The organism is Taklimakanibacter albus, assembly GCF_016595235.1.
Classification (GTDB): domain Bacteria; phylum Pseudomonadota; class Alphaproteobacteria; order Rhizobiales; family Aestuariivirgaceae; genus Taklimakanibacter; species Taklimakanibacter albus.
The window spans coordinates 396,905-416,113 of the sequence record NZ_JAENHL010000006.1; the positions used below are offsets into that span (position 1 = coordinate 396,905).

Below are 19,209 nucleotides of genomic sequence, written 5' to 3' on the forward strand. Positions count from 1 at the left end.
AAAGGATTTTCGGAAAGTGAGTGACTCTAGCGCGGGACGCGGAAAAGTGACTAACGGTTTTTCGCGGGAATCCTGCGCTTATATACCTGCTCTAATGCCACTCATTCGTCGGGAATATCAGCGAGTTCTTGATCAGCACGCCGGGCGGCAGGCGCAATTGCAGCATGACCACCTCGGCCACGTCGTCGGCCGTCACCATGCCTTTGCGGCTGTCGGAGCCGGCGGGATGGAGATCGACATTGAGAATGTCCCAGAAGGGCGTGTCGACGCTGCCCGGGCAAACCGTCGAGACGCGGATGCCGCGCGAGACCATTTCGCGCCCCAGGCACTCCATGAAACCCATCACCGCCCATTTGCTGGCGCAATAGCCCGACCAGTCGGGATAGCCGGTGACGCCGGCCGAGGAGGCGATGGCGACGATGTCGCCGCGCCCTTGCGCCAGCATCGGCTTCAGCGCCGCCTTCACGCTGTGCGCGGTGCCGAGATAATTGACCTCCATCATCGCCCGCCAGTCTTCCGGATCCGACGTCTCGACCGGTCCGATCGTGCCGATGCCGGCATTGGCGATGAGGATGTCGAGCCGGCCGAGGCGCGCGACCGTGTCCTCCACTATGCTTTGCGTCGCCTTGAAATCGCAGACATCGAGACGGCGGAAGAAAGCCTTGCCCTGGGCGGCCTCGATCTCGCGTACCACCGCCGTGCCTTGCGCCTCATTACGTCCCAGCACGCCGACGATCGCCCCATCCTTTGCGAGCTTGTGCGCGATGGCACGGCCGATGCCTCGCGTGGCGCCGGTCACCAGAGCGATGCGGCCGGCGAGAGGGCGTTCATCAGTCATTGTGTTCCCTTTCCAAGAGAGGCGAGCGCCGCTGCCGCGACCTTGAGGCCGGCCAGGGCATCCTGCGCGGTGACGATGCTGGGCCGCGTGCCGGTGCGTAGGCAGCTGACGAAATAGGAGTCTTCGTTGAAGAGCGAATCGTCCGGCCCGAATTCGGCGAGATCGATATGGCGGGGCGTGTCGCCATACTGGCGGATATGGGCGCCGGTCTCGAAATCGATGCCGCCGCGCTCGCCGACGATCTCGATGCGGTCAGGCGCCGCTTCACCCGGATATGTCCAGGAGGTCGCGAGCTGCCATACCGCGCCGTGATCGCCCCGCGCAGTCACCAGGGTCTGCGAGCGCTGCGCGCCTTCGGGACTTCGCCAAGCCCGGACCTCACTCGCCGAGCCGCCTGTCATCCACACGGCGAGATCGATGTCGTGGATCATCGTCATCATGATGGGATCGATGTCAGGGTAACGCACCGCATGGCTGTCGTCGCGATGGCGCCGGGCATAGAGCGAGAGCACGCGGCCGATCTCGCCCGACTTGATGATATCGGCGATGCGGCGATGCGGGGAAGAGAAGCGCAGCACATGGCCGGGCAGCACGAAGCCGGGTCCCTTTGCGTCGGCCTCGACGAGCATCTGCGCTTCGGCGGCCGTCATGGCCATCGGCTTTTCGACCAGCGCCGGAATGCCGAGCGCCAGAGCGCCGAGCGCCAGGGGCACATGCGTCTGGCCGGGTGAAGCGATGATGACGCCGTCAGGCCGGTGCTTTTCCAGCAAGGGCAGAATGTCGGCCCCCCGATGCAACACGCCATGCCGGTCGGCGGCGGTCTTTGCCGCGACTTCATTGCGGTCGGCGATGGCCACCACCTCCACATCCGGAATACGGTCGATGACGCCCAGATGTTCCTGGCCGAAGAGACCGGCGCCGGCGAGAGCGAGTCTCACCACCATCACACGGTTCCTTCGGGACCGGCGCCGCAGACCAGCGCGCAGACATGTTTGGCGCCGGCGAGCTGCGGCAGGTTCTTGCGCAAGGCGGCGATGGAGGCCGCGCCCGAAAGATCGGCGGCGATGCCCATTTCGAACCAGAGGAAGCGCGAGGCTTCGGCCATTTCCTCGTCGGAGACGAGGACGATGTCGTCGACCGTGTCGCGCACCGTCTCATAGATGCGCTCATCGGTGCGCCGGCAAGTCATGGTCGGCACCCGCGAGGTGACTTCGGCCAAGGTGACCACATGGCCGGCATCGATACTGGCCCTGAGGGTGGGCGATCCGACAGGCTCGATGCCGATGATGCGGATGTCGGGGCGTCGCGCCTTGAGCACTGTGCCGAGGCCCGAGATCAGGCCACCGCCGCCGATGGCGATGAGGATCGCATCGATGTCGGAGAGGTCGTCGAGGATTTCGAGGCCGAGCGTGCCTTGCCCCGCGACGACGAGCGGGTCGGCGAAGGGATGGAAATAGGCGGCCCCCGTTTTCTTCGCATAGTCATGCGCCGCCTGGTTGGACTGGCTCCATTCGTCGCCGACGATCTCGACCTTGGCGTTCCAGGCCTTCATCTTGACGACCTTGGCGGGCGAGACATTGGACGGCACGAAGATCGTTGCCGGCACCTTGGCGGCGAAGGCGGTGCGCGCCACCGCCAGCCCGTGATTGCCGCCGGATGCGGTGGTGATGCCGGCCTTGATCTCGTCCTTGGCAGCGCCGAGCAGACGGTTCATGGCGCCGCGCGCCTTGAACGAGCCCGTCACCTGCAGGCATTCGAGCTTGAGCGTCACTTTCGGCTGGTGCGGAATGGCGGCCTGGAGCTGGTCCAGCGCCATGATCGGCGTACGCCTGATATGGGGAGCGATGCGCGAACGCGCCGCTTCGATGTCACGGATCGTGATTATGACAGGTCTCCTTCATAAAGTGAGGCGACGACGAGGCAGCAATTGCCGGGCTTCACCCGGCCGGGCTGGCGGCGGGAATAAAGAATGCCGTCGGCGTGATAATGCAGCGTGTCGGGCGGCCGCGCCGGATCCCACAGGCAATGGATGCGGCCTGCCGCTTCGCCGGCTTTCACTTGCCGCCCATTGGCATGGAAGGGTTCGAAGACGCCATCCATCGTCGCATAGACATGTGCCTTGGTGCCGGCGAGGTCCAGGATGCGCCGGTCGCCCCTGGATTCCGGCTTCGTCGCCTGAGGCAGGACGCCCAGATGCGCCAGCACATTGCGCACGCCGCGGCGGCAGATGGCAAGCCCGTCGAGCGAGACGGTGCCGCCGCCACCCATCTCCGTGCCGACGGTGACGAGGCCGGCATGGCAGGCGGCCGCCGTCGCGGTGCGCGTATCGCCGTGATTGCTGATGACGACGGCGAGCGGCGCATCGAAAGCGAGCGCCGCGGCGGCATTGCGCCGGAACAGATCAGGATTATCGGTCGGCTCGACGATGGCGCTGGGCAGGATGTCGAGCGAGGAGCCGCCGGAATGGAGGTCGATGAAGGCATCGCCGCGCGGGAAGATCTCGCGCGCCATATAGGCCGAGATCTGTTGGGTGATGGTGCCCTTGGGATCGCCCGGGAAGGTGCGGTTGAAATTGAGCCCGTCGACGGGCGAGGTGCGCCTTCCGGCCATGACCGCATGCACATTGACCGCCGGCATCAGGATAAGGCGGCCCTGGATCTCCTTGGGATCGAGATCGCGGATTAATTCGCTGATGGTGATCGGACCTTCATATTCATCGCCGTGATTGCCGCCTTCGATGATCACCGTCGGCCCCTTGCCATGGGCGATGACACAAAGCGGAATTTGAGTGACGCCCCAGGCATCGTCATGCGGCGAATGCGGGATGCTGACGAAGCCGGTCTGCTTGCCCGGCCGGTCGAAGTCGATGGTGGTGAAGCCTGAGGCGCCGCTCATGATATCCTCTTTCTGATCGTCTCGATCGATTGCTTGAGCTTCCGCGCCTCGTCCGGCGTGAGCGCGCCGAATTCCATCTCGCAGTGGAATTCCTCCTGCGGCGCCAGCACCTGCACATGACCTTTGGCTTTTTCGGCGGTGTAGCCGTCGGGATCGGCGGTGGCGGGCAGCATGATGCCCACGGCATCCTGGTCGCCGCTGCGGGTGATCCAGCGCACCCCACGCTTGAGCTCGGACGGGCGATGGCTGACGAAATCGGCCGAGCCGTCGGGCAGAAGCTGCATCGTATGGGCCCAGCCGGCCTCATCGGTGCGGCAATCGAGCGAGAAGACCAGCTCGGGATTGATCGCTTCCTGGGGGCGGATCTGGCGGTGGCGGGCGGGGTCGGCGAGTGTCGCCTCGAGGAGCTTGCGGTAGTCGGGTGAGGGTGTGTAGCCGATCGGCAGATTGGTGCGCAGGCGCATGTGCTTGGGATCGTCCGGCACGGTGTCGATAAGCGTAGCATTGTCGATGGGTCGGAAATTGATGTGGCCCAGATACATCAGCTCCATCGGCGCGTGTTTGAGATTGCGCACGGTCAGCGAAACCTGGAGCCGGCCGCCCTTCACGCCCAGTCTGACGACAGGTTCGGCCAAATAATTATGCGTGAAGGCGACCCGGTGCCGATAGGATCCGGCGAGCGCCATGAAGGGACCGTTTTCGTCGGCGCCGATGACGAGATTCGCTTCCTGATAGATCGCATTGGGCAGCTCGCCATGCAGCGGATGTTTGTCGTCGGTTCCGGGATTGCCAATGGCGGTGACGCCGCAATGGATGAAAAAGGCGCCATAGTTCGCGAGATAGTCTTGCGTCGCCACCGGCTCGTCGAACATCGAGCCCATGGTGAGCCGGCGGCCGAAGAAGCTCGCATCCCAGATCTGCTGGCCATGAAAGGGCAGGAGGTCGATTTGTCCCGCCTCGTTGGCGAGCGTGAGGCCGGCGACACCGCTGCGATAGCGGAAGGCCGTGGCGGTCATGCCGCCGTGTCGCGCAACCACAGCGGGTGCGGGCGTGAAATGCTCGGGACGCAAGGGAATGATGACGGGATCAGAGGGCATGATGTGGCATCGATCTGTTGTGTTGATCCTCTAAATTCCGTCATCCCGACGAAAGTCGGGATCCATTGAATTCGTACTCGGCGGGCAGCGCTGCTCGCGTGGACAGGCTTTTGTGGGTCCCGGCTTTCGCCGGGATGACGGTTGAGGGAGTGCGCATCCGTCCTCTGAACTCTGATTGCGGGAAGCGGATCATGCCGTGTTCGGCTTGCGCCGCGCAAGGGTGTTGGGCTCAGCCCTGCAGCCCATGCGGGTAAGCAATGCCATGGCCGCCTTGTTGGCCTCGCGGAGCAGCTTGCGCTCATCGACGGTGACTAAACGGCCTTCCTGCAGCACCACCCGGCCATTGACGATGACCCAATGGACGGATTTCGAACGCGATGAATAAAAGAGATTGCGGATCATGTTGGTGGTCGGGATCAGTTCCGGCCGGTCGAGCGTGTGGATGACGAGATCGGCGCGTTTTCCCACTTCGAGCGAGCCGATGCGGCCTTCCATACCGACGGCGCGCGCGCCGGCGCGGGTCGCCATTTCGAGGCCGTCCTCGGCGATGAGATAGGTGCGGTCGCCATGCGCCTCGCGCGCTGTCAGGACGCTTAAGTTCGCCTGCCGCCAGAGATCGAAATCATTCGACCAGTTGGCCGAGTCGGAGCCGAGCGCGATATTGGCGCCGCGCCGCCAGAGCTCGGCATGCCGGCCATGAAAGCAGCCGCCATGGCCCCACATCATCGACGCGGCCGGCGCCCAGGCGATGCTGGTGCCTTTGCCGATAAGGGCTTCACATTCGGCATCGCTCAGATGATTGGCGTGACCGAATGTGACATTGCGGTCGAGAAAGCCGATCTTTTCGAGATGGAGCAGGGGATCGGTACCGAAACGTTTGTGATCGGCCTCGGTGTCGGCAGGGCTGTAGGACTGATGCAGGTTGAGGACGACGCCCGCCGCATCGGCGCGCTTCTTGGCTTCCATCATCAGTTCTTCGCTGGCGGTGCCGAGACCCAATATCGCGACATGGCCGGTGACGAGCGCTTCCGGGTCTTTGTTGCGGTGGAGCTCGCGGCCCATCATGGCGAGCGCTTCCTCGCGGGTCTTGGGCGCGCGCTTCAGCACCGGGCGTGCGCGCGCCTGCGCCGCGCAGGCGCTGCAGCCCGTCTCGACCATGCCCTGCGCGAAGCCTTGCGGCTGGTCCCAGATGAAGGCGTCGCCGATGATGGCGCGGATGCCGACATCCTCGGCCGCGCGCGCTGCGACGGCGGGCGTGAGCACGGTGCCCGCTTCGAGGAAGCAGGTCGTGCCGTTGCGGATCATCTCCAGGGAGGCCAGCGCGACCGCCAGATACTCCTCCTCGTCATTCACCGTGTTGAAGAAGACGCTTTCGAACGTGTCGAAGGCATCCGTCTCGGGCATCTGATCGGGCAACGCGCCGCGGAAGAGCTGGAACGAGGCATGCAGATGGCATTCGACGAAGCCCGGATGGACGGGAGCACCGGCGGCATCGATGCTGCGGCTGGCGGTGAAGCGTCCGGCAATGTCGGCGTCGTCGCCCACCGCGACGATGCGGCCTTTGTCGATGGCGATGGCGCCATGTTCGAAAATGCGGGCGGCATCATCCATGGTGATTACATAAGCATGCCGGATCATCAACTCGACAGTCGGGCGAGGGGCTTGGGTCATGTATTTCTCCGGCCTATGAAATTGGAACCGATTACCAGGCAGACGAGCAGGAACAGCAGCATCGAGGCGAGCGCGTTGATGGAAGGGTCGACGCCGCGCCGCATCAGGCCCCAGACCAGCACCGGGACGGACTGCTCATTGCCGATATTGAACCAGGTGACGACGAACTCATCGAGCGACAAAGCGGCGGCGAGCAGGGCGGCGCCGACGATCGAGGGGCGGATCTGCGGGAAGGTGATATCGCGAAAGGTCTGGAAGGACGAGGCGCCGAGATCGCGGGCCGCTTCGAGGGTGGTGAAATCGAAGGTCTCGAGCCGGGCATTCATCGTCAGCACGACGAAGGGCAGGCTCACCAATACATGGCCGATGGCGGTGTTGCGCAGGCCCTGCGGCAGGCCAAGCCCATGGAACAGGACGGCGAGCGAGATGCCGATGACGAGGAGCGGCACGACCGCCGGCAGGAGGCTCGCGGCGAGGAGCGCCTGACGCAGACGCGGCTGCACCAGCTTCATCATGCCGAAGGCGAAGGCCGCGCCCATGAGTCCGGCCCCGATCGCCGCAATGGCGGCGAGGATCAGGCTGTTGGTAAGTGCCTTGGTGATGAGCGGATTGGCGAAGGCATTCTGATACCAGGCGAGCGTCAGGCCTTCGATGGGCATGGAAAGCCGGGGCGACGTGGTGAAGGAGAACAGCACGATCACCACGATCGGCGCATAGAGATAGAGAAGGACGAGGGTGAGGAAGCCGCGCGCCAGCAGGTTCGAGGAGAGAGCCTTCACCATGTCGTCACCCAGCGGATGAGGCGCATCACCACGAAATAGAGGGTGAGCACGATGCCGATGGTCACGAAGGCGAGGGCCGCGCCGAGCGGCCAGTTCGAGCCGATGCCGCGGAACTGATCGGCGATGACATTGCCGATGAGAAGGCTCTGGGTGCCGCCGACCAGGGTCGGGGTCACGAAATCACCGGCGGCAAGCAGGAAGGCGAAGGCGAAGGCGGTGCGCAAGCCCGGCAGCGCCATCGGCACCAGGATGGTGCGGATGAGGGTGTAAGCGGGGGCGCCGAGATCGCGCGCCGCCTCAAGATAATCGCGCGAGATATTCGACATCGCCGAATAGATCGGCAGCACCGCCAGCGGCAGCAGGAGGCCGGTGAGGGTGATGACGATGGCGAAATTGCTGTAGATCAGGAATTCGAGCGGCCGGTCGATGAGGCCCATCCATTGCAAGGTCGAGTTCAGGAGGCCCTGCTTGCCGAGAATGGTGCGCCAGGCATAGATGCGCACCAGATAGCCGCTGAACAGCGACAGCAGGATGAGCTGCAGAATGACCTGGCCGCGCGTCTCGAAGACGAAACGCATGACATAGGAGACGGCGAAAGCGAGTGGCACCACGATGGCCGCGGTGATGAAGCCGACGGTGATGGTGCGCAGGATCAGCACGCGATAGAGGCTGGAGGTGGCGATCTTTTCGTAATTGTCGAAAGTGAGATCGGGGATCAGCACGAAGCCGTTCGCCCGCCAGAAGCTCAAGACGAACAGCGCCAGCATCGGCACGGCGAAGAAGACGACGTAAAAGAGCGAAGCGGGCAGGAGCGGGCGCGCCACCACGCCCGCTTCTCCCCAGCGTCCGGTTGTGCCGGTCGTCGCGGTCATCCGCGGATCGAAACCTCAGGCGACCTTGAATTTCTGCCAGGCCTCGACCCAGGCGGCGGAGCCGACAATGTCGCCTTCCGGGTTCTGCGGCGGCACGACGATCTGGGTGCCGAGGATGCCGCCGCCGGGCTGGCGCACATTGTCATAGGGATAGATGTCGCGCACGCTGGCATCGATGAGATCGAAGGCCTTCTCCACCGTGCAGCCCGAGCCCAGCTCCTTGGCCAGCGCCGCATTGCTTTCGGGCAGCGTGATGAAGTCGATGAAGGCATAGGCATTGTCGACATTGGGCGCGTCGACGGCGAGGGCATAGGCGTCCGACCAGAAGAAGGTGCCGTCCTTGGCGGGCGAGCCCACCACCAGCTTGACGCCCTTGTCCTTGGCGATCAGCGTCTGATAGGCCCAGCCGCCAATGCCGAGCGAGGCGTCGCCGCGCACCATCACGTCGGCCATGTCGCCATGCGAGGCGCCGATGGTGACGACATTGGGCTTCACCTTGAGCATCGCCTCGACGACCTGCTCGAGCTCGGCGGCGGTCAGCCGGTTCGGCTCCTTCATGCCGAGCGACTTGGCGAAGAGCCAGATATTGCCGAAGGGATCGTCGAGGAGGACGAGCTCGCCCTTATATTTGGGATCGGCGAAGTCGGTGTATTTCTCTGGCATCGCGTCCCATTTCGCCGGATTGTAGACGCAAGGCTCGTCGCCCCAGATCATCGGGATGCCATAGGTCTTGCCGTCGCGGGTGAGCCACGGGGCGTCCTTGAAGGCGGGAAAGAGGCCTTGCGCGCTCGGGATGCGGGCCATGTCGAGCGGCTGGAACAATTCCGTATTGGCGGCGAGAATGGCACGCTGGAAATCCTTGTTGGGCGTGAGAATGTCCATCGAGCCGCGCCCGCCGGTATTGAAGCGGGTGAGCGCCTCGTCCGCCGCCGACTGGAAGGAGGCCTGCATCTGGATGTTGTTCTTGGCCAGGAACTCCTTGGCGACATTGCCACCATGCTCGCCGTCCCAGCCGAGGAAATTGAGCGGCCCGCCGAGCTTCTTTTCTTCCGCCATAGCGGGAGCTCCGAGCACCGTCAGCGTGGCGAGACCCGCCGCGCCCTGGATGAAGCGCCTGCGGCTGACGTCTTCATTGAGCTTCGATTCGAGGATGTGGCGCAGAAACTCCTTCATGGCGTCTTCTCCCTGTTTTGCCGCCTATGCGGCTTTGTCGTTATTCATTTACTTACTTGCAAGTAAGTATAGTGTCAACGGACTCGGAGGGCCGATGACGCGGGGGCGGCCGCTCACTTGCCGGCTAGCTTGTCTTCGATCTCGGTGATTTTCGCGGCCGCGGCTTGGGCGCGGGCGGCATTGCCGACGTGCACGAAAGCATCGCGGGCCTGCTTGAAAGAGGCGAGCGCGGCCTTGAGGGTGTCCTTGTCGGCGAGCCTCTCGCCCAGACGACGTTGCACCTCGCCGATCACCTGCTGCGTCTCCGCCCATTTTTGCGGATCGCTGTCGCGTGAGACGACGTCGAGCGTTGCCGTAAAAGCGGCGAGGGCCGCCTTCAGGCTATCCGTGCCCTTGTCGTGCAATTCCGCTTTGACGAAATAGGTCGCGCCGATGCTCAGCTGTATGGCGGCCCATTCGGATTTGAACTTGTCCTTGTCGTAGACCGTGAGGGCGGCGTGCCAGGCGGTCATGGCCTCATCATATTTGTCGAGCTGGCCGCGCAGCGCCAGATAGGCGAAGGCCTCACCGAGCCGGTTCTGCAGCGTGGCCCATTCCATTGGCTGGCGCTCCGCCGAATATTCGCTGAGCGCCGCGCGATAGGCGACGACAGCTTCCTCGATCTCCTTCACGCGCTTGAAGCGGGCACCGGCATCATAAAGGACATTGCCGAGGAGCGCCTGGGTGACGGCCCATTGCTGCGGCGCCTGCTCGCGGCCGGCGAGTTCCAATGCGCTTCTGTAGAAACCGGCGGCGCGTTGCAGCGCCTCCAGCGTGCCCTGGCGGGCGAGGAGATTCCCGGCATCGATCCTGTGGCGCCAGGCGAGCTCGATCTCGCCGCGCTGCACGGCCTGATCGGCGGCCTCCGAATGCTGCCGGATTTCCGGGCTGTCAGGCGTGGGCGCCGATTCCTGGGCCACGGCGCCGATGGTGCCAAGCAGGAAGAAAGCGAGAGCGGCTAATCTCATGGCTTGCTCGCCAGTGCTTGCTTGATGATTTCGATTTTCTTGTTGACGATATTGACCATGCCCCAGGCCATGAGGCCGCCTTTGCCATAGCCGATCTTGGCCTTCTCGAACTGGGCGAGGGAGGTTTCGAACGCCTTCTTGTCGGTACGCCGCGTACCGAAACCCCAATAGACGTCGCCGATACCGTTCTGAACCATTGCCCATTGCATCGGCGTCTCTTCGAGCGTGTAGACTTCCAGAGCGGCATTGAAGGCGATCAGCGCCGTCTCGTAACTCTCGGTGCCCTTCTCGAAATTGGCGATCATATTGAGCGAGTTGCCGATATTGAACTGTGCCTGCGCCCATTCGAGCGGGCCGTTTTCCTTGGTCAGGATGGTGAGAGCGGCGCGCTTCGCCGCGATCGACTCCTTGAGCTTTTCGACCCCGCCGCCGCCGAACCCGATGGATTCGAGCGCTGTGCCCATCATGCTCTGCGCCGTGGCCCATTGCATGGGCGTGCGTTCGACGGTGAGCTCGCTGAGGGCCAGCCGATAGGCTGCGACCGATTCATCCAATTTCGCCGGGTCATTGTTCAGCTTGCCTAATGTCTGCAGCACATTTCCCAGATTGAGCTGTGTTGTTGCCCAATCGAGCGGAGCATGTTCGCGGCTATAGACGCCGAATAGGTCTTTGTAGATGGCCATTGCCTCTTCAAGACGCTTGCCGTCCATGTTGCGCTGGCCCAGATGCTGCAGGGCGCTGGCGAGATTATTCTGCACCGCTGCCCAGTCGACCGGTGCCCGTTCGCGCGTGATCTCTCCTGTCGCCTCGCGGAATATCTTTGCAGCTTCCTCCAGTTCGGTCGTGCCGGCGACGCGGGTACCGATTTGTGTAAGCGCTCCTCCCAGGTTGGTCATGGTGGACCCCCACTGCAAAGGCACCTTATCGCGCGTGCGGACTTCGAGCGCGGCGCGGAAGGTGTTGACGGCCTCCTTCAGTATGGGGAGATCATTTTTGCGGGCACCCAGGACGTTGAGTGTGTTGCCCAGATTGTTCTGGAGTACGCCCCAGCGGTTGGACTCGGCATCGCGGCTGATCGCAGAGAGGCCAGCTCGATAGGCGGCAGCGGCCTCGACCAGGCGCGTGTCGCTACCTTCGCGCTCACCAAGTGTATATAGTGCGATGCCGAGATTGTTCTGCGAGTCCGACCAGTCGACCGGGGTTTTCTCGCGGCTCCTAACTTCGAGCACGGCGCGATAGGCAGCGACCGCTTCCTCAAGTTGCTTCGAATCGATCTGACGCTTCCCAAGATTCAGCAGCGCATTGCCGAGGTTGTTCTGCGTCGCCGCCCAGTTGACCGGATCAGACTGGCGGGTGAGCACGGCCAGAGAATCGCGGAAAATCTGCGCCGCCTGTTCGAGCTGATTTTTGTCGCCGGCCCGCTCGGCCAAATTGAGATAGGCAACGCCCATATTGTTACGGGTGATCGCCCAGTCGGCGTTCTTTTCACCCGCCGGAATGAAGGTGAGGATTTCCTCATATACGGCGATCGATTTCAGTAGCGCCGCGTTTTCGCCTTTCTGATAGCCATGCGAATTGAGCGCTTCGGCTTCGAGATTCTTGTAATTCCACTTGAGTTTTTCGTCCCACTTCTCGACCAGTGTGAAAGCCTTCGCATAGTCGCTTGCGGCGGCCATATAATCGAAAGCCAACGAAGCAGTTTCGGCGCGGCGCGCATAGATGGCTGCATCGGCGAGGCGCTTCTTCTTGACGGCTTCCTCCGCCGCATCTACGGCGCCCGCCGTGGCTTCGACGCGCTTCACGGCTTCATCGAGGAACTGCCGGGCCACGGTAATGGCGCCTTGCTCGATGGCACGGTCAGCGGCTGCGGCCATCTTCTTGATCTCGGGATCGTCGACATTGAGCGCCGCCCGCTCGGCCATCATCTTCTTGAGCGTCTCGGCTTGTCCTTCGAGGAGCTTTTCCAGTTCCTTGGGGTCCTTTGGAACATTGTCGATCCCCAGCGCGCGCAGGACACCATAAAGCGCACTCATCGGCACACCGCCCTTCTTGGCGATGCTTTCGACCTGCATGCGTTCGGGGGTCGGCAGATCGGCGATGGTGAGAAGCAGCTGCCGGCGCTCTCCATTGATGAGGCCTTCCTCGCCTTCGGGCTCATCGGGTGCGACGCCCAGATAGAGCATGCGGCGCAGGCTTTCATTCACCCAGGGACGCTGGCGCGTGTCGGTCGAGAGATAAACCTCTTCCGTCACCATGCGCATGACCGAGCCGAGCTCGGCGCCTTTCATCGCCGAGAGATGGCGGAGCAGGGCCGCCGCATAGGGGCTGTTGCCGCCAACGGCACCATCGAGCGCCGGGCGTCCGGGCTCGGCCGCGAAGCCGATCACGGTGCCGAGATTGTCGGTGGCGGCAGGGGCTTGCTCGACGACCGCGGCGCCACGCGGCGCGCCGAGGCCGCTGACGGTAACCGGCTGTGGCGGGCTGTCCGGCGTCGCCTTGAGCTGTGCCGTGGCCGGGAATGGATTGGTGCGGCACGCATCGACCAGCACGATCACCACCGGCACGATGGCTTTCAGCTTGTCGACCACCTGGCTGAGGGAGACGAGCTCTTCGCTGGCATTGCCGAGTGAGGCGTCATCGGCATTGACGGGCACGAGATAGTTCTCGCCGCCGGCCTCGATGCCGTGGCCTGAATAATACAGAAACGCGATATCGGCGCCCTCGGCGTCCTCGACGAAACGTTCGAGATCGCGCGACAGCTTGGACGCATCGCGGTCGGTCACGGCGCGCCCGTCGAAGCCCAGATCAGTCAGGAGCTTGGACATGTCGCGCGCGTCATTGGCGGGATTGGGAAGCGGCGTGATGTGGGTGTATTTCGACTGCCCGATCACCAAAGCGACGCCCTTCAGCGTCTTCGGCTCCTCGGCCTCAGCGGCGGTGCTGAGAATGACAGCAATGAAAAGAGCGAGAAACGCACCGATGGCCTGTCGTGTGTTCCAGGCCAGAGATAGAGGCATCATGCCGCCGACCGTCCTTGAGTATTACCCGAAGGGCTGTTTAGGCTTGCCCTTGCGGCAGGATCAAGGCCGAATTTGACCGCGCATCAAGGGACCGACGGACTACTCCGCCGGCACCGATTTGAGCCGCCGGCTCTTGCTGTCGATCGTCCGCAGACGCTCCTCTTCCGCGAGGACGTAGTTGCGCGTCATCGGCAGCGCATGCTGGTTGCGGGTGAACTGGATCTGGAAGTTGTTCATGCCCTGATAGCGGAAGGCGGTTTCCGACGCCGCCAGATAGAACTCCCACATGCGGCAGAAGCGTTCGTCATAGATCGCCTTGGCGCGGTGCCGGTTGGCGGCGAAACGCTTGCCCCATTCGCGCAGGGTCTCGGCGTAATGCAGCCTGAGGATCTCGATGTCGGTGACATAGAGGCCGTTCTTCTCGAGATGCGGCAACACTTCCGAAAGCGCCGGGATGTAGCCGCCCGGGAAGATATATTTCTTGATCCAGGCGCTGGTGGCGCCGGGGCCGTCGGAGCGGTTGATCGAATGCAGCACCGCCACGCCGTCATCCTTGAGGAGGGTGCGGCATTTCTGGAAGAATTCCTTGTAGTGGCCGACGCCGACATGCTCGAACATGCCGACCGAGACGATGCGGTCGAACTGCTCATCGAGATGGCGATAGTCGAGGAGCCGGAAGTCGACCGTGTTGGAGACGCTGCGCTGGCGCGCGCGCTCCATCGACATCTTGTGCTGCTCTTCCGAAAGCGTGACGCCGGTGACCTTGGCGCCGCAGGTCTCGGCGAGATAGAGGCCGAGACCGCCCCAGCCCGAGCCGATATCGAGCACCTTCATGCCGGGCTTGATATTGAGCTTGGCCGCCAGATGCCGCTTCTTGGCGAGCTGCGCGTCTTCGAGGGACGATTCCGGCGTCTCGAAATAGGCACAGGAATATTGCCGGTCACGGTCGAGGAAGAGATCGTAGAGAGCACCCGACAGGTCATAGTGATGGGCGACATTGGCCTTGGCCTTGCCCACCGGATTATACTGGTCGAGCCGCTTCAGTCCGATGCGCAGCTGGTTGAAGAACTTGGCGGCGCCCGGCGTCGGCCGCTGCTCCATGTTCTTCATGAGGATCTCGAGCAGGTCGTAGATCGTGCCCTCGGTGAGGTCGATGTCGCCCGCCATGTAAAGCTCGCCGAAATAGCGGTCCGGATCGAGCATGATCTTCAGCGGCGCCCGTGGATTGACGATCTTGAAGCCGGCCGGCCGACCCGACTCGTCACCATAGACATGGCTGCGCCCGTGGGCGTCGATCACCGTCAGATGGCCGGTCTGAACCAACTGCTTCAAAGCTTGGTTTAAAGCTGCGAACATCAGTACGTCTCCCTCGCCTCCGGCCCCCGCGCCGGAACGTGGCTCACAAGGCATAGTAAACGCAGTTTGACGAATATGTGAAGGCCCGCAACTTTGCGGGGGGCCATAGCGTTAACGCATGGCAGCGACCGCAAAATGCCGTTCCCTGACGAGAATTTAGCCCTGTCTAACTTTCAGGCATCAGGCGAAATCCGCATAGCGGGCTCGTGGCAGCGGGGCCGCAAAAGAAAAGGGCTCTGCCGCGGCAGAGCCCTTTCAACTCATCTCTGTAAGGAGGATCAGTTCTTGGTCTCTTCTTCGGTGGCTTCTTCTTCGGCCGCCGTTTCCTGTTCGAACAATTCCTCGGCGGCGGCCAGCGCCTCGGCCCGCTCGGAGACGGGGCCGGTGAGGACCTCGCCGCGCGACTGGGCGTCCGCCTCGTCCTGCGAGCGCGCCACATTGAGCGTCACCGGCACGGAGAGTTCGGGGTGAAGGGCGATCTGCACCGTATAGAGGCCGATGGTCTTGATCGGCGCATCGAGCAGCACGTGGTTGCGCGACACCGGGACACCTGCCGTCGACGCGATCTCAGCGATGTCGCGGGTCGAGACCGAACCATAGAGCTGGCCCGATTCGCCGGCCTGACGCAGCAGGACGAAGCTCTTGCCTTCGAGCTTGCCGCTGTCGCCCATGGCGGCCTTGCGGCGCTCTTCGTTACGGGCCTCGTGCGTGGCGCGGTCGCGCTCGAACTTGGCGCGGTTGGCCTCGGTCGCGCGCAGCGCCTTGTGCTGCGGGAAGAGGTAGTTGCGGGCAAAGCCGTCCTTGACCTTGACGACTTCACCCATGCTGCCGAGCTTGCCGATGCGCTCGAGAAGAATGACGTCCATGATATTTGTCCTTTGCTGTCCCCGATCCTGGAGGATGGGTTAGAGGCGGATCGGGTATCCGCCCCAACCGTCACATTGCGTGATCTATTTCAGTACGTAGGGCAGGAGGCCGAGGAAGCGCGCGCGCTTGATCGCCTGGGCGAGCTCACGCTGCTTCTTGGCCGAGACCGCCGTGATGCGCGACGGCACGATCTTGCCGCGCTCGGAGATGAAGCGCTGCAGCAGCTTCACGTCCTTGTAGTCGATCGCCGGCGCGTTATCGCCCGAGAACGGGCAGCTCTTGCGACGACGGAAGAAGGGGCGCCGTGCCGGCCCGCCTTGACCTTGAGCCATTAGTTAGCCTCCCTGTCCGAAGAGAAATCGAGATCGTCGAAGCCGCGACCGCCACGGCCGCCGAAGCCACGTCCACCGCCGCGCTCGTCGCGCTTGCCGGCCTTCAGCATGGCCGTCGGACCGTCTTCGTGCTTCTCGACGCGCACCGTCATGAAGCGGATGACGTCTTCATTGATCGACATCTGGCGCTCCATTTCGGCGATCGCCGCCGGCGGGGCTTCGATGTCGATATAGGTGTAGTGCGCCTTGCGGTTCTTCTTGATGCGGAAGGTGAGGGACTTGAGGCCCCAATATTCGGTCTTGCCGACCTTGCCGCCACCCGAGGTGATGACGGTCTTGAATTGATCAGTCAGCTGATCAACCTGCGCATTCGATGCGTCCTGACGGGTCAGGAACACATGCTCGTAAAGTGGCATGTTTCAAGCCTTTCAAAGTTACTGCCATCAATCGACTCCCGGCGCAGAGCCTCTTCCGAGCCCTCAAAGTGAAAGGCTCGAAAGACCGGATTCTCGAAAGAGCGGAGACACGGGAAGACGGGGAAATCCCCTATTCACAGCCTCATCGGCCATAAACCTTCCGTTCAGCCCCCAACCGGAAGCCAACTGGCGGGCGGGTCTATGGCGGAAAAACCGGCGGAATGCAAGCGCCGTAGTTTCCGTTACGGAATATTTATCAGTCCCAGTCCTGCAGGTCGGGATTGTAGAACCAGCGCCGCAACTCCCGGCAGGTGCGGGGCCTGCCGTCGCTGACGCTCCCGTCGGTGCAGGGATCATAACGTTCGTGCCGTCTCGGGCGGCGATCCGCGCCGCGGTCACGGTGACGCAGCCAGCGTTTGATCTCCTCGCAACTGCGCGCCTTGCCATCGCTGACGCGCCCGTCGCGGCAGGGATCGACATATTGGGCCGGCCTCAGCAGGCCGTCGGCGGCCGATGCCGCCTGGGCGGGAAGGAGGGGGAGGAAAGCGAGGCAGAGAAAAGCGAAGCGGCGCATGCGAGGTCCTTGGCCGGTTGATCATCAGGCGCCAAGGATCGCCGCTCGGGATTACGACAGCATTGTGAGGTCAGGCCCTTCGCGGAAAGGACAGGCGGAAAGCGGCGCCCGCGCCGCGGTCGCGCACCGAAACGCCGCCGCCATGCAGGCGCATCACGTCGCCGACGAGGCTGAGGCCCAGGCCGGCGCCGCGTCCCTCCTTCTTTCGTTTGAAGAACGGTTCGAAGATGCGCTCGCGCAAATCGGGCGGAATGCCCGGCCCTTCATCCGCCACCTCGATCCAGTCGGGGCCGACGAGAAGCGCGATCGTGCCCGTCCGGCCGCCATGGTCGATGGCGTTCTGCACCAGATTGGTCACCGCCCGGCCGATCGCCTGCGCATCGCCTTTGACGATGGCCGGACCGTCCGCGACACCGAAATCGATCTCATAACCCGCCTCGAAGGCGAGCGGCCCCATATCGAGGACGACCCGGCGCGACAGGTCGGCGAGATCGACATCGGGAAAAGGCTTGGGGCCGGCGCGCAGGCGCTGCAGGTCGAGCATCTGCTCGGTGATGATCTTGAGACGCGCCGCGTCCTGCGCGAGCTGCGCCTTGGCCGCGCCCGGCGGCAGTGCCGCGAGTCTGGTGCTGAGGATGGCGATCGGCGTGCGCAATTCATGCGCGGCGTCGGCGAGGAAGCGTTCCTGGCGTTCATAACCTTCATCGAGACGGGCGAGCGCGCCGTTCACCGCGCTGACGAAAGGAATGACCTCGGAGGGAATATCGGCCGTCACCAGCCGGCGGCCGCGCTGACTGACATCGATGGCGTCGGCTTCGGTCGCGGCACGGTCGAGGCCGGCGAAGGCCGACCGCAGCACCCAGGGCGTGGCGATCAAGGCGCCCACCGCCATCACGGCGAGGATGGGCAGGAGATATTGCAGCGCGACGAGCGACAGGCCGAGGAGGACGAAACGGGCTGGCCAGAGTGCGGCGCTGCCGGTCGTGAATTGCAGGCGGCCGATGCTGGTCTCCACCCATCTGAGCCGCGCCGTCGGCCGGTCGGGGTCGCCCAGATTCCAGCCGAGCCGCGCCTGGCCTATATCGTCAAGGCCTGAGCCGATATTCGCATATTCGGCCGGGATGGCGCCTTCGGTGAGCTTGTGGCCCTGGCGGTCGCGGATGACGAACCAAAGATCGGGAATGGCGCGCCGCAGCGACGCGAGCTCAGTCGTTTCGCGCAGCTCCAGCCGGCCGTTCTCATCGCGCTCGACCGCCTGGCGCAATATGTCGATGGTAGCGTCGGGCGAGCGGAAATCGAACAGGAGCCCGGAGCCGAAGAGGACCGCGATGACCAGCGCCAGCACCGCCGACTGGATGGCGAGGAGGTGCCAGAACAGCCGTTTTCTGAGCGAGCGCTGGCCGGGTGCGGTCACGCGACCCCGCGCAGGAGATAGCCGACGCCGCGGACCACATTGATGGCGACGCCGGCATCGGCTTCGGCCAGCCGGCGACGCAACCGCGATATGTGAGAATCGAGCGCATTGGACTGGATCTCGTCATCCAGGCCGAAGATCGTTTCCATCAAAATGGAGCGCGGCACCATGCGGCCGGCGCGCCGGATGAGGCCCTCGAGCACGAGCAACTCGCGGCGCGCCAAGCCGATCGGCCGGCCGTTCACACGGGCCTCGCGGAGGGCGGGATCGAAGCTCAAACGGCCGATGTTGATCACCGGCGAGGCAAGCGCCTCCGGCCGGCGCAGAACGGCACGCAATCGTGCCAGCAGCTCATCGAAATCGAACGGCTTGCACATATAGTCGTCGGCGCCGAGATCGAGGCCGGCGACGCGGTCGGGAATTTGGCCCATGGCGGTCAGCACGATGACCGGTAACGTGTTGCCGCGCTTGCGCAAGGTGGCGACGAAGCGCAAACCGTCGCCATCCGGCAACTGGCGGTCGAGCAGGGCGGCGTCATAAACGGCATCGGCACTGACGAACTCCGCATCGGCGATCGTCGAGACGGCATCGACCAATATGTCATGCCGGGCGAAAGCGGCCTTGAGGGCCTCGACCATCTGCGGTTCGTCTTCGATCAGGAGGAGGCGCATTTCTCAGAAAAACGAAAGTCCCTTGGTGACGGTAGCCAGCGAGCCCGCGACGCCGGACCACAGCCAGCCATAGCTCCGGGGCACCGCGAGCTGGGGTGACTTATTATAAAGCAGGATGCCGAGCATCAGGAGAATGATGCCGGTCTCCATCCATTGGCAGGCTGCTGCGCCACCGTGATTCCTGCAGGACATGGGGCCGATTTCCTTTCGAATATCGCCTCTGT

General features: G+C 63.6%; 19 protein-coding genes. All 19 read right to left on the bottom strand.

Features of this window, described 5'->3' with window-relative positions; all coding sequences use genetic code 11:
- Window positions 1-91: 91 nt before the first annotated feature.
- The 19 genes from JHL16_RS06515 to JHL16_RS06605 all read right to left on the bottom strand — a co-directional run bounded on the left by JHL16_RS06515 (window position 92) and on the right by JHL16_RS06605 (window position 19,177).
- Window positions 92-838, bottom strand: coding sequence for an SDR family oxidoreductase (locus JHL16_RS06515; protein WP_200184073.1), 747 nt, complete (start codon window positions 836-838; stop codon window positions 92-94).
- Window positions 835-1,782, bottom strand: coding sequence for a Gfo/Idh/MocA family protein (locus tag JHL16_RS06520; RefSeq protein ID WP_200184074.1), 948 nt, complete (start codon window positions 1,780-1,782; stop codon window positions 835-837). The genes JHL16_RS06515 and JHL16_RS06520 overlap by 4 nt, the downstream gene beginning before the upstream one ends.
- Complete coding sequence (locus JHL16_RS06525) at window positions 1,782-2,723, bottom strand: pyridoxal-phosphate dependent enzyme (protein WP_200184960.1); 942 nt, start codon at window positions 2,721-2,723, stop codon at window positions 1,782-1,784. The genes JHL16_RS06520 and JHL16_RS06525 overlap by 1 nt, the downstream gene beginning before the upstream one ends.
- The gene (locus tag JHL16_RS06530) at window positions 2,720-3,733 is read right to left on the bottom strand and encodes a succinylglutamate desuccinylase/aspartoacylase family protein (RefSeq protein WP_200184075.1); all 1,014 of its coding nucleotides are present in this window, start codon (window positions 3,731-3,733) and stop codon (window positions 2,720-2,722) included. The genes JHL16_RS06525 and JHL16_RS06530 overlap by 4 nt, the downstream gene beginning before the upstream one ends.
- Window positions 3,730-4,830 (bottom strand): DUF4432 family protein, encoded by a 1,101-nt coding sequence (locus JHL16_RS06535; RefSeq protein ID WP_200184076.1) that lies wholly within the window; start codon window positions 4,828-4,830, stop codon window positions 3,730-3,732. The genes JHL16_RS06530 and JHL16_RS06535 overlap by 4 nt, the downstream gene beginning before the upstream one ends.
- A 189-nt stretch (window positions 4,831-5,019) precedes the next feature.
- A complete protein-coding gene (locus JHL16_RS06540) occupies window positions 5,020-6,501 on the bottom strand; it encodes an amidohydrolase family protein (RefSeq protein ID WP_200184077.1) in 1,482 nt (493 codons plus the stop codon).
- A complete protein-coding gene (locus JHL16_RS06545) occupies window positions 6,498-7,283 on the bottom strand; it encodes an ABC transporter permease (protein ID WP_200184078.1) in 786 nt (261 codons plus the stop codon). Before JHL16_RS06545 ends, JHL16_RS06540 begins: the two co-directional genes overlap by 4 nt.
- Window positions 7,277-8,155: an ABC transporter permease gene (locus tag JHL16_RS06550; protein ID WP_200184079.1), complete on the bottom strand. Its 879-nt coding sequence runs from the start codon at window positions 8,153-8,155 to the stop codon at window positions 7,277-7,279. Before JHL16_RS06550 ends, JHL16_RS06545 begins: the two co-directional genes overlap by 7 nt.
- Before the next feature lie 15 nt (window positions 8,156-8,170).
- The gene (locus tag JHL16_RS06555) at window positions 8,171-9,328 is read right to left on the bottom strand and encodes an ABC transporter substrate-binding protein (RefSeq protein WP_200184080.1); all 1,158 of its coding nucleotides are present in this window, start codon (window positions 9,326-9,328) and stop codon (window positions 8,171-8,173) included.
- A gap of 113 nt (window positions 9,329-9,441) precedes the next feature.
- Window positions 9,442-10,335, bottom strand: a complete 894-nt coding sequence (locus JHL16_RS06560) for a tetratricopeptide repeat protein (RefSeq protein WP_200184081.1) — start codon at window positions 10,333-10,335, stop codon at window positions 9,442-9,444.
- Entirely contained in the window at window positions 10,332-13,355 is a 3,024-nt protein-coding gene (locus JHL16_RS06565; protein ID WP_246770820.1) for a caspase family protein, read from the bottom strand. The genes JHL16_RS06560 and JHL16_RS06565 overlap by 4 nt, the downstream gene beginning before the upstream one ends.
- A 99-nt stretch (window positions 13,356-13,454) precedes the next feature.
- Complete coding sequence (locus JHL16_RS06570; protein ID WP_200184082.1) at window positions 13,455-14,711, bottom strand: SAM-dependent methyltransferase; 1,257 nt, start codon at window positions 14,709-14,711, stop codon at window positions 13,455-13,457.
- Between the two features lie 278 nt (window positions 14,712-14,989).
- Window positions 14,990-15,577 carry a 50S ribosomal protein L9 gene (gene rplI, locus JHL16_RS06575; RefSeq protein WP_200184083.1) on the bottom strand — a complete coding sequence of 196 codons (588 nt, stop codon included), beginning with the start codon at window positions 15,575-15,577 and terminating at the stop codon, window positions 14,990-14,992.
- Window positions 15,578-15,661: 84 nt separating this feature from the next.
- On the bottom strand, window positions 15,662-15,910 hold the full coding sequence (gene rpsR, locus JHL16_RS06580; protein WP_119391349.1) for a 30S ribosomal protein S18: 249 nt from the start codon (window positions 15,908-15,910) through the stop codon (window positions 15,662-15,664).
- On the bottom strand, window positions 15,910-16,326 hold the full coding sequence (rpsF, locus tag JHL16_RS06585) for a 30S ribosomal protein S6 (protein WP_137855443.1): 417 nt from the start codon (window positions 16,324-16,326) through the stop codon (window positions 15,910-15,912). The genes rpsR and rpsF overlap by 1 nt, the downstream gene beginning before the upstream one ends.
- A 256-nt stretch (window positions 16,327-16,582) precedes the next feature.
- Window positions 16,583-16,900: a hypothetical protein gene (locus JHL16_RS06590; protein WP_200184084.1), complete on the bottom strand. Its 318-nt coding sequence runs from the start codon at window positions 16,898-16,900 to the stop codon at window positions 16,583-16,585.
- A 70-nt stretch (window positions 16,901-16,970) separates the two neighbouring features.
- Window positions 16,971-18,314: an ATP-binding protein gene (locus tag JHL16_RS06595; protein ID WP_200184085.1), complete on the bottom strand. Its 1,344-nt coding sequence runs from the start codon at window positions 18,312-18,314 to the stop codon at window positions 16,971-16,973.
- Entirely contained in the window at window positions 18,311-18,985 is a 675-nt protein-coding gene (locus tag JHL16_RS06600; protein WP_200184086.1) for a response regulator transcription factor, read from the bottom strand. Before JHL16_RS06600 ends, JHL16_RS06595 begins: the two co-directional genes overlap by 4 nt.
- 3 nt (window positions 18,986-18,988) lie before the next feature.
- A complete protein-coding gene (locus JHL16_RS06605; RefSeq protein ID WP_200184087.1) occupies window positions 18,989-19,177 on the bottom strand; it encodes a hypothetical protein in 189 nt (62 codons plus the stop codon).
- Between the last annotated feature and the right edge of the window lie 32 nt (window positions 19,178-19,209).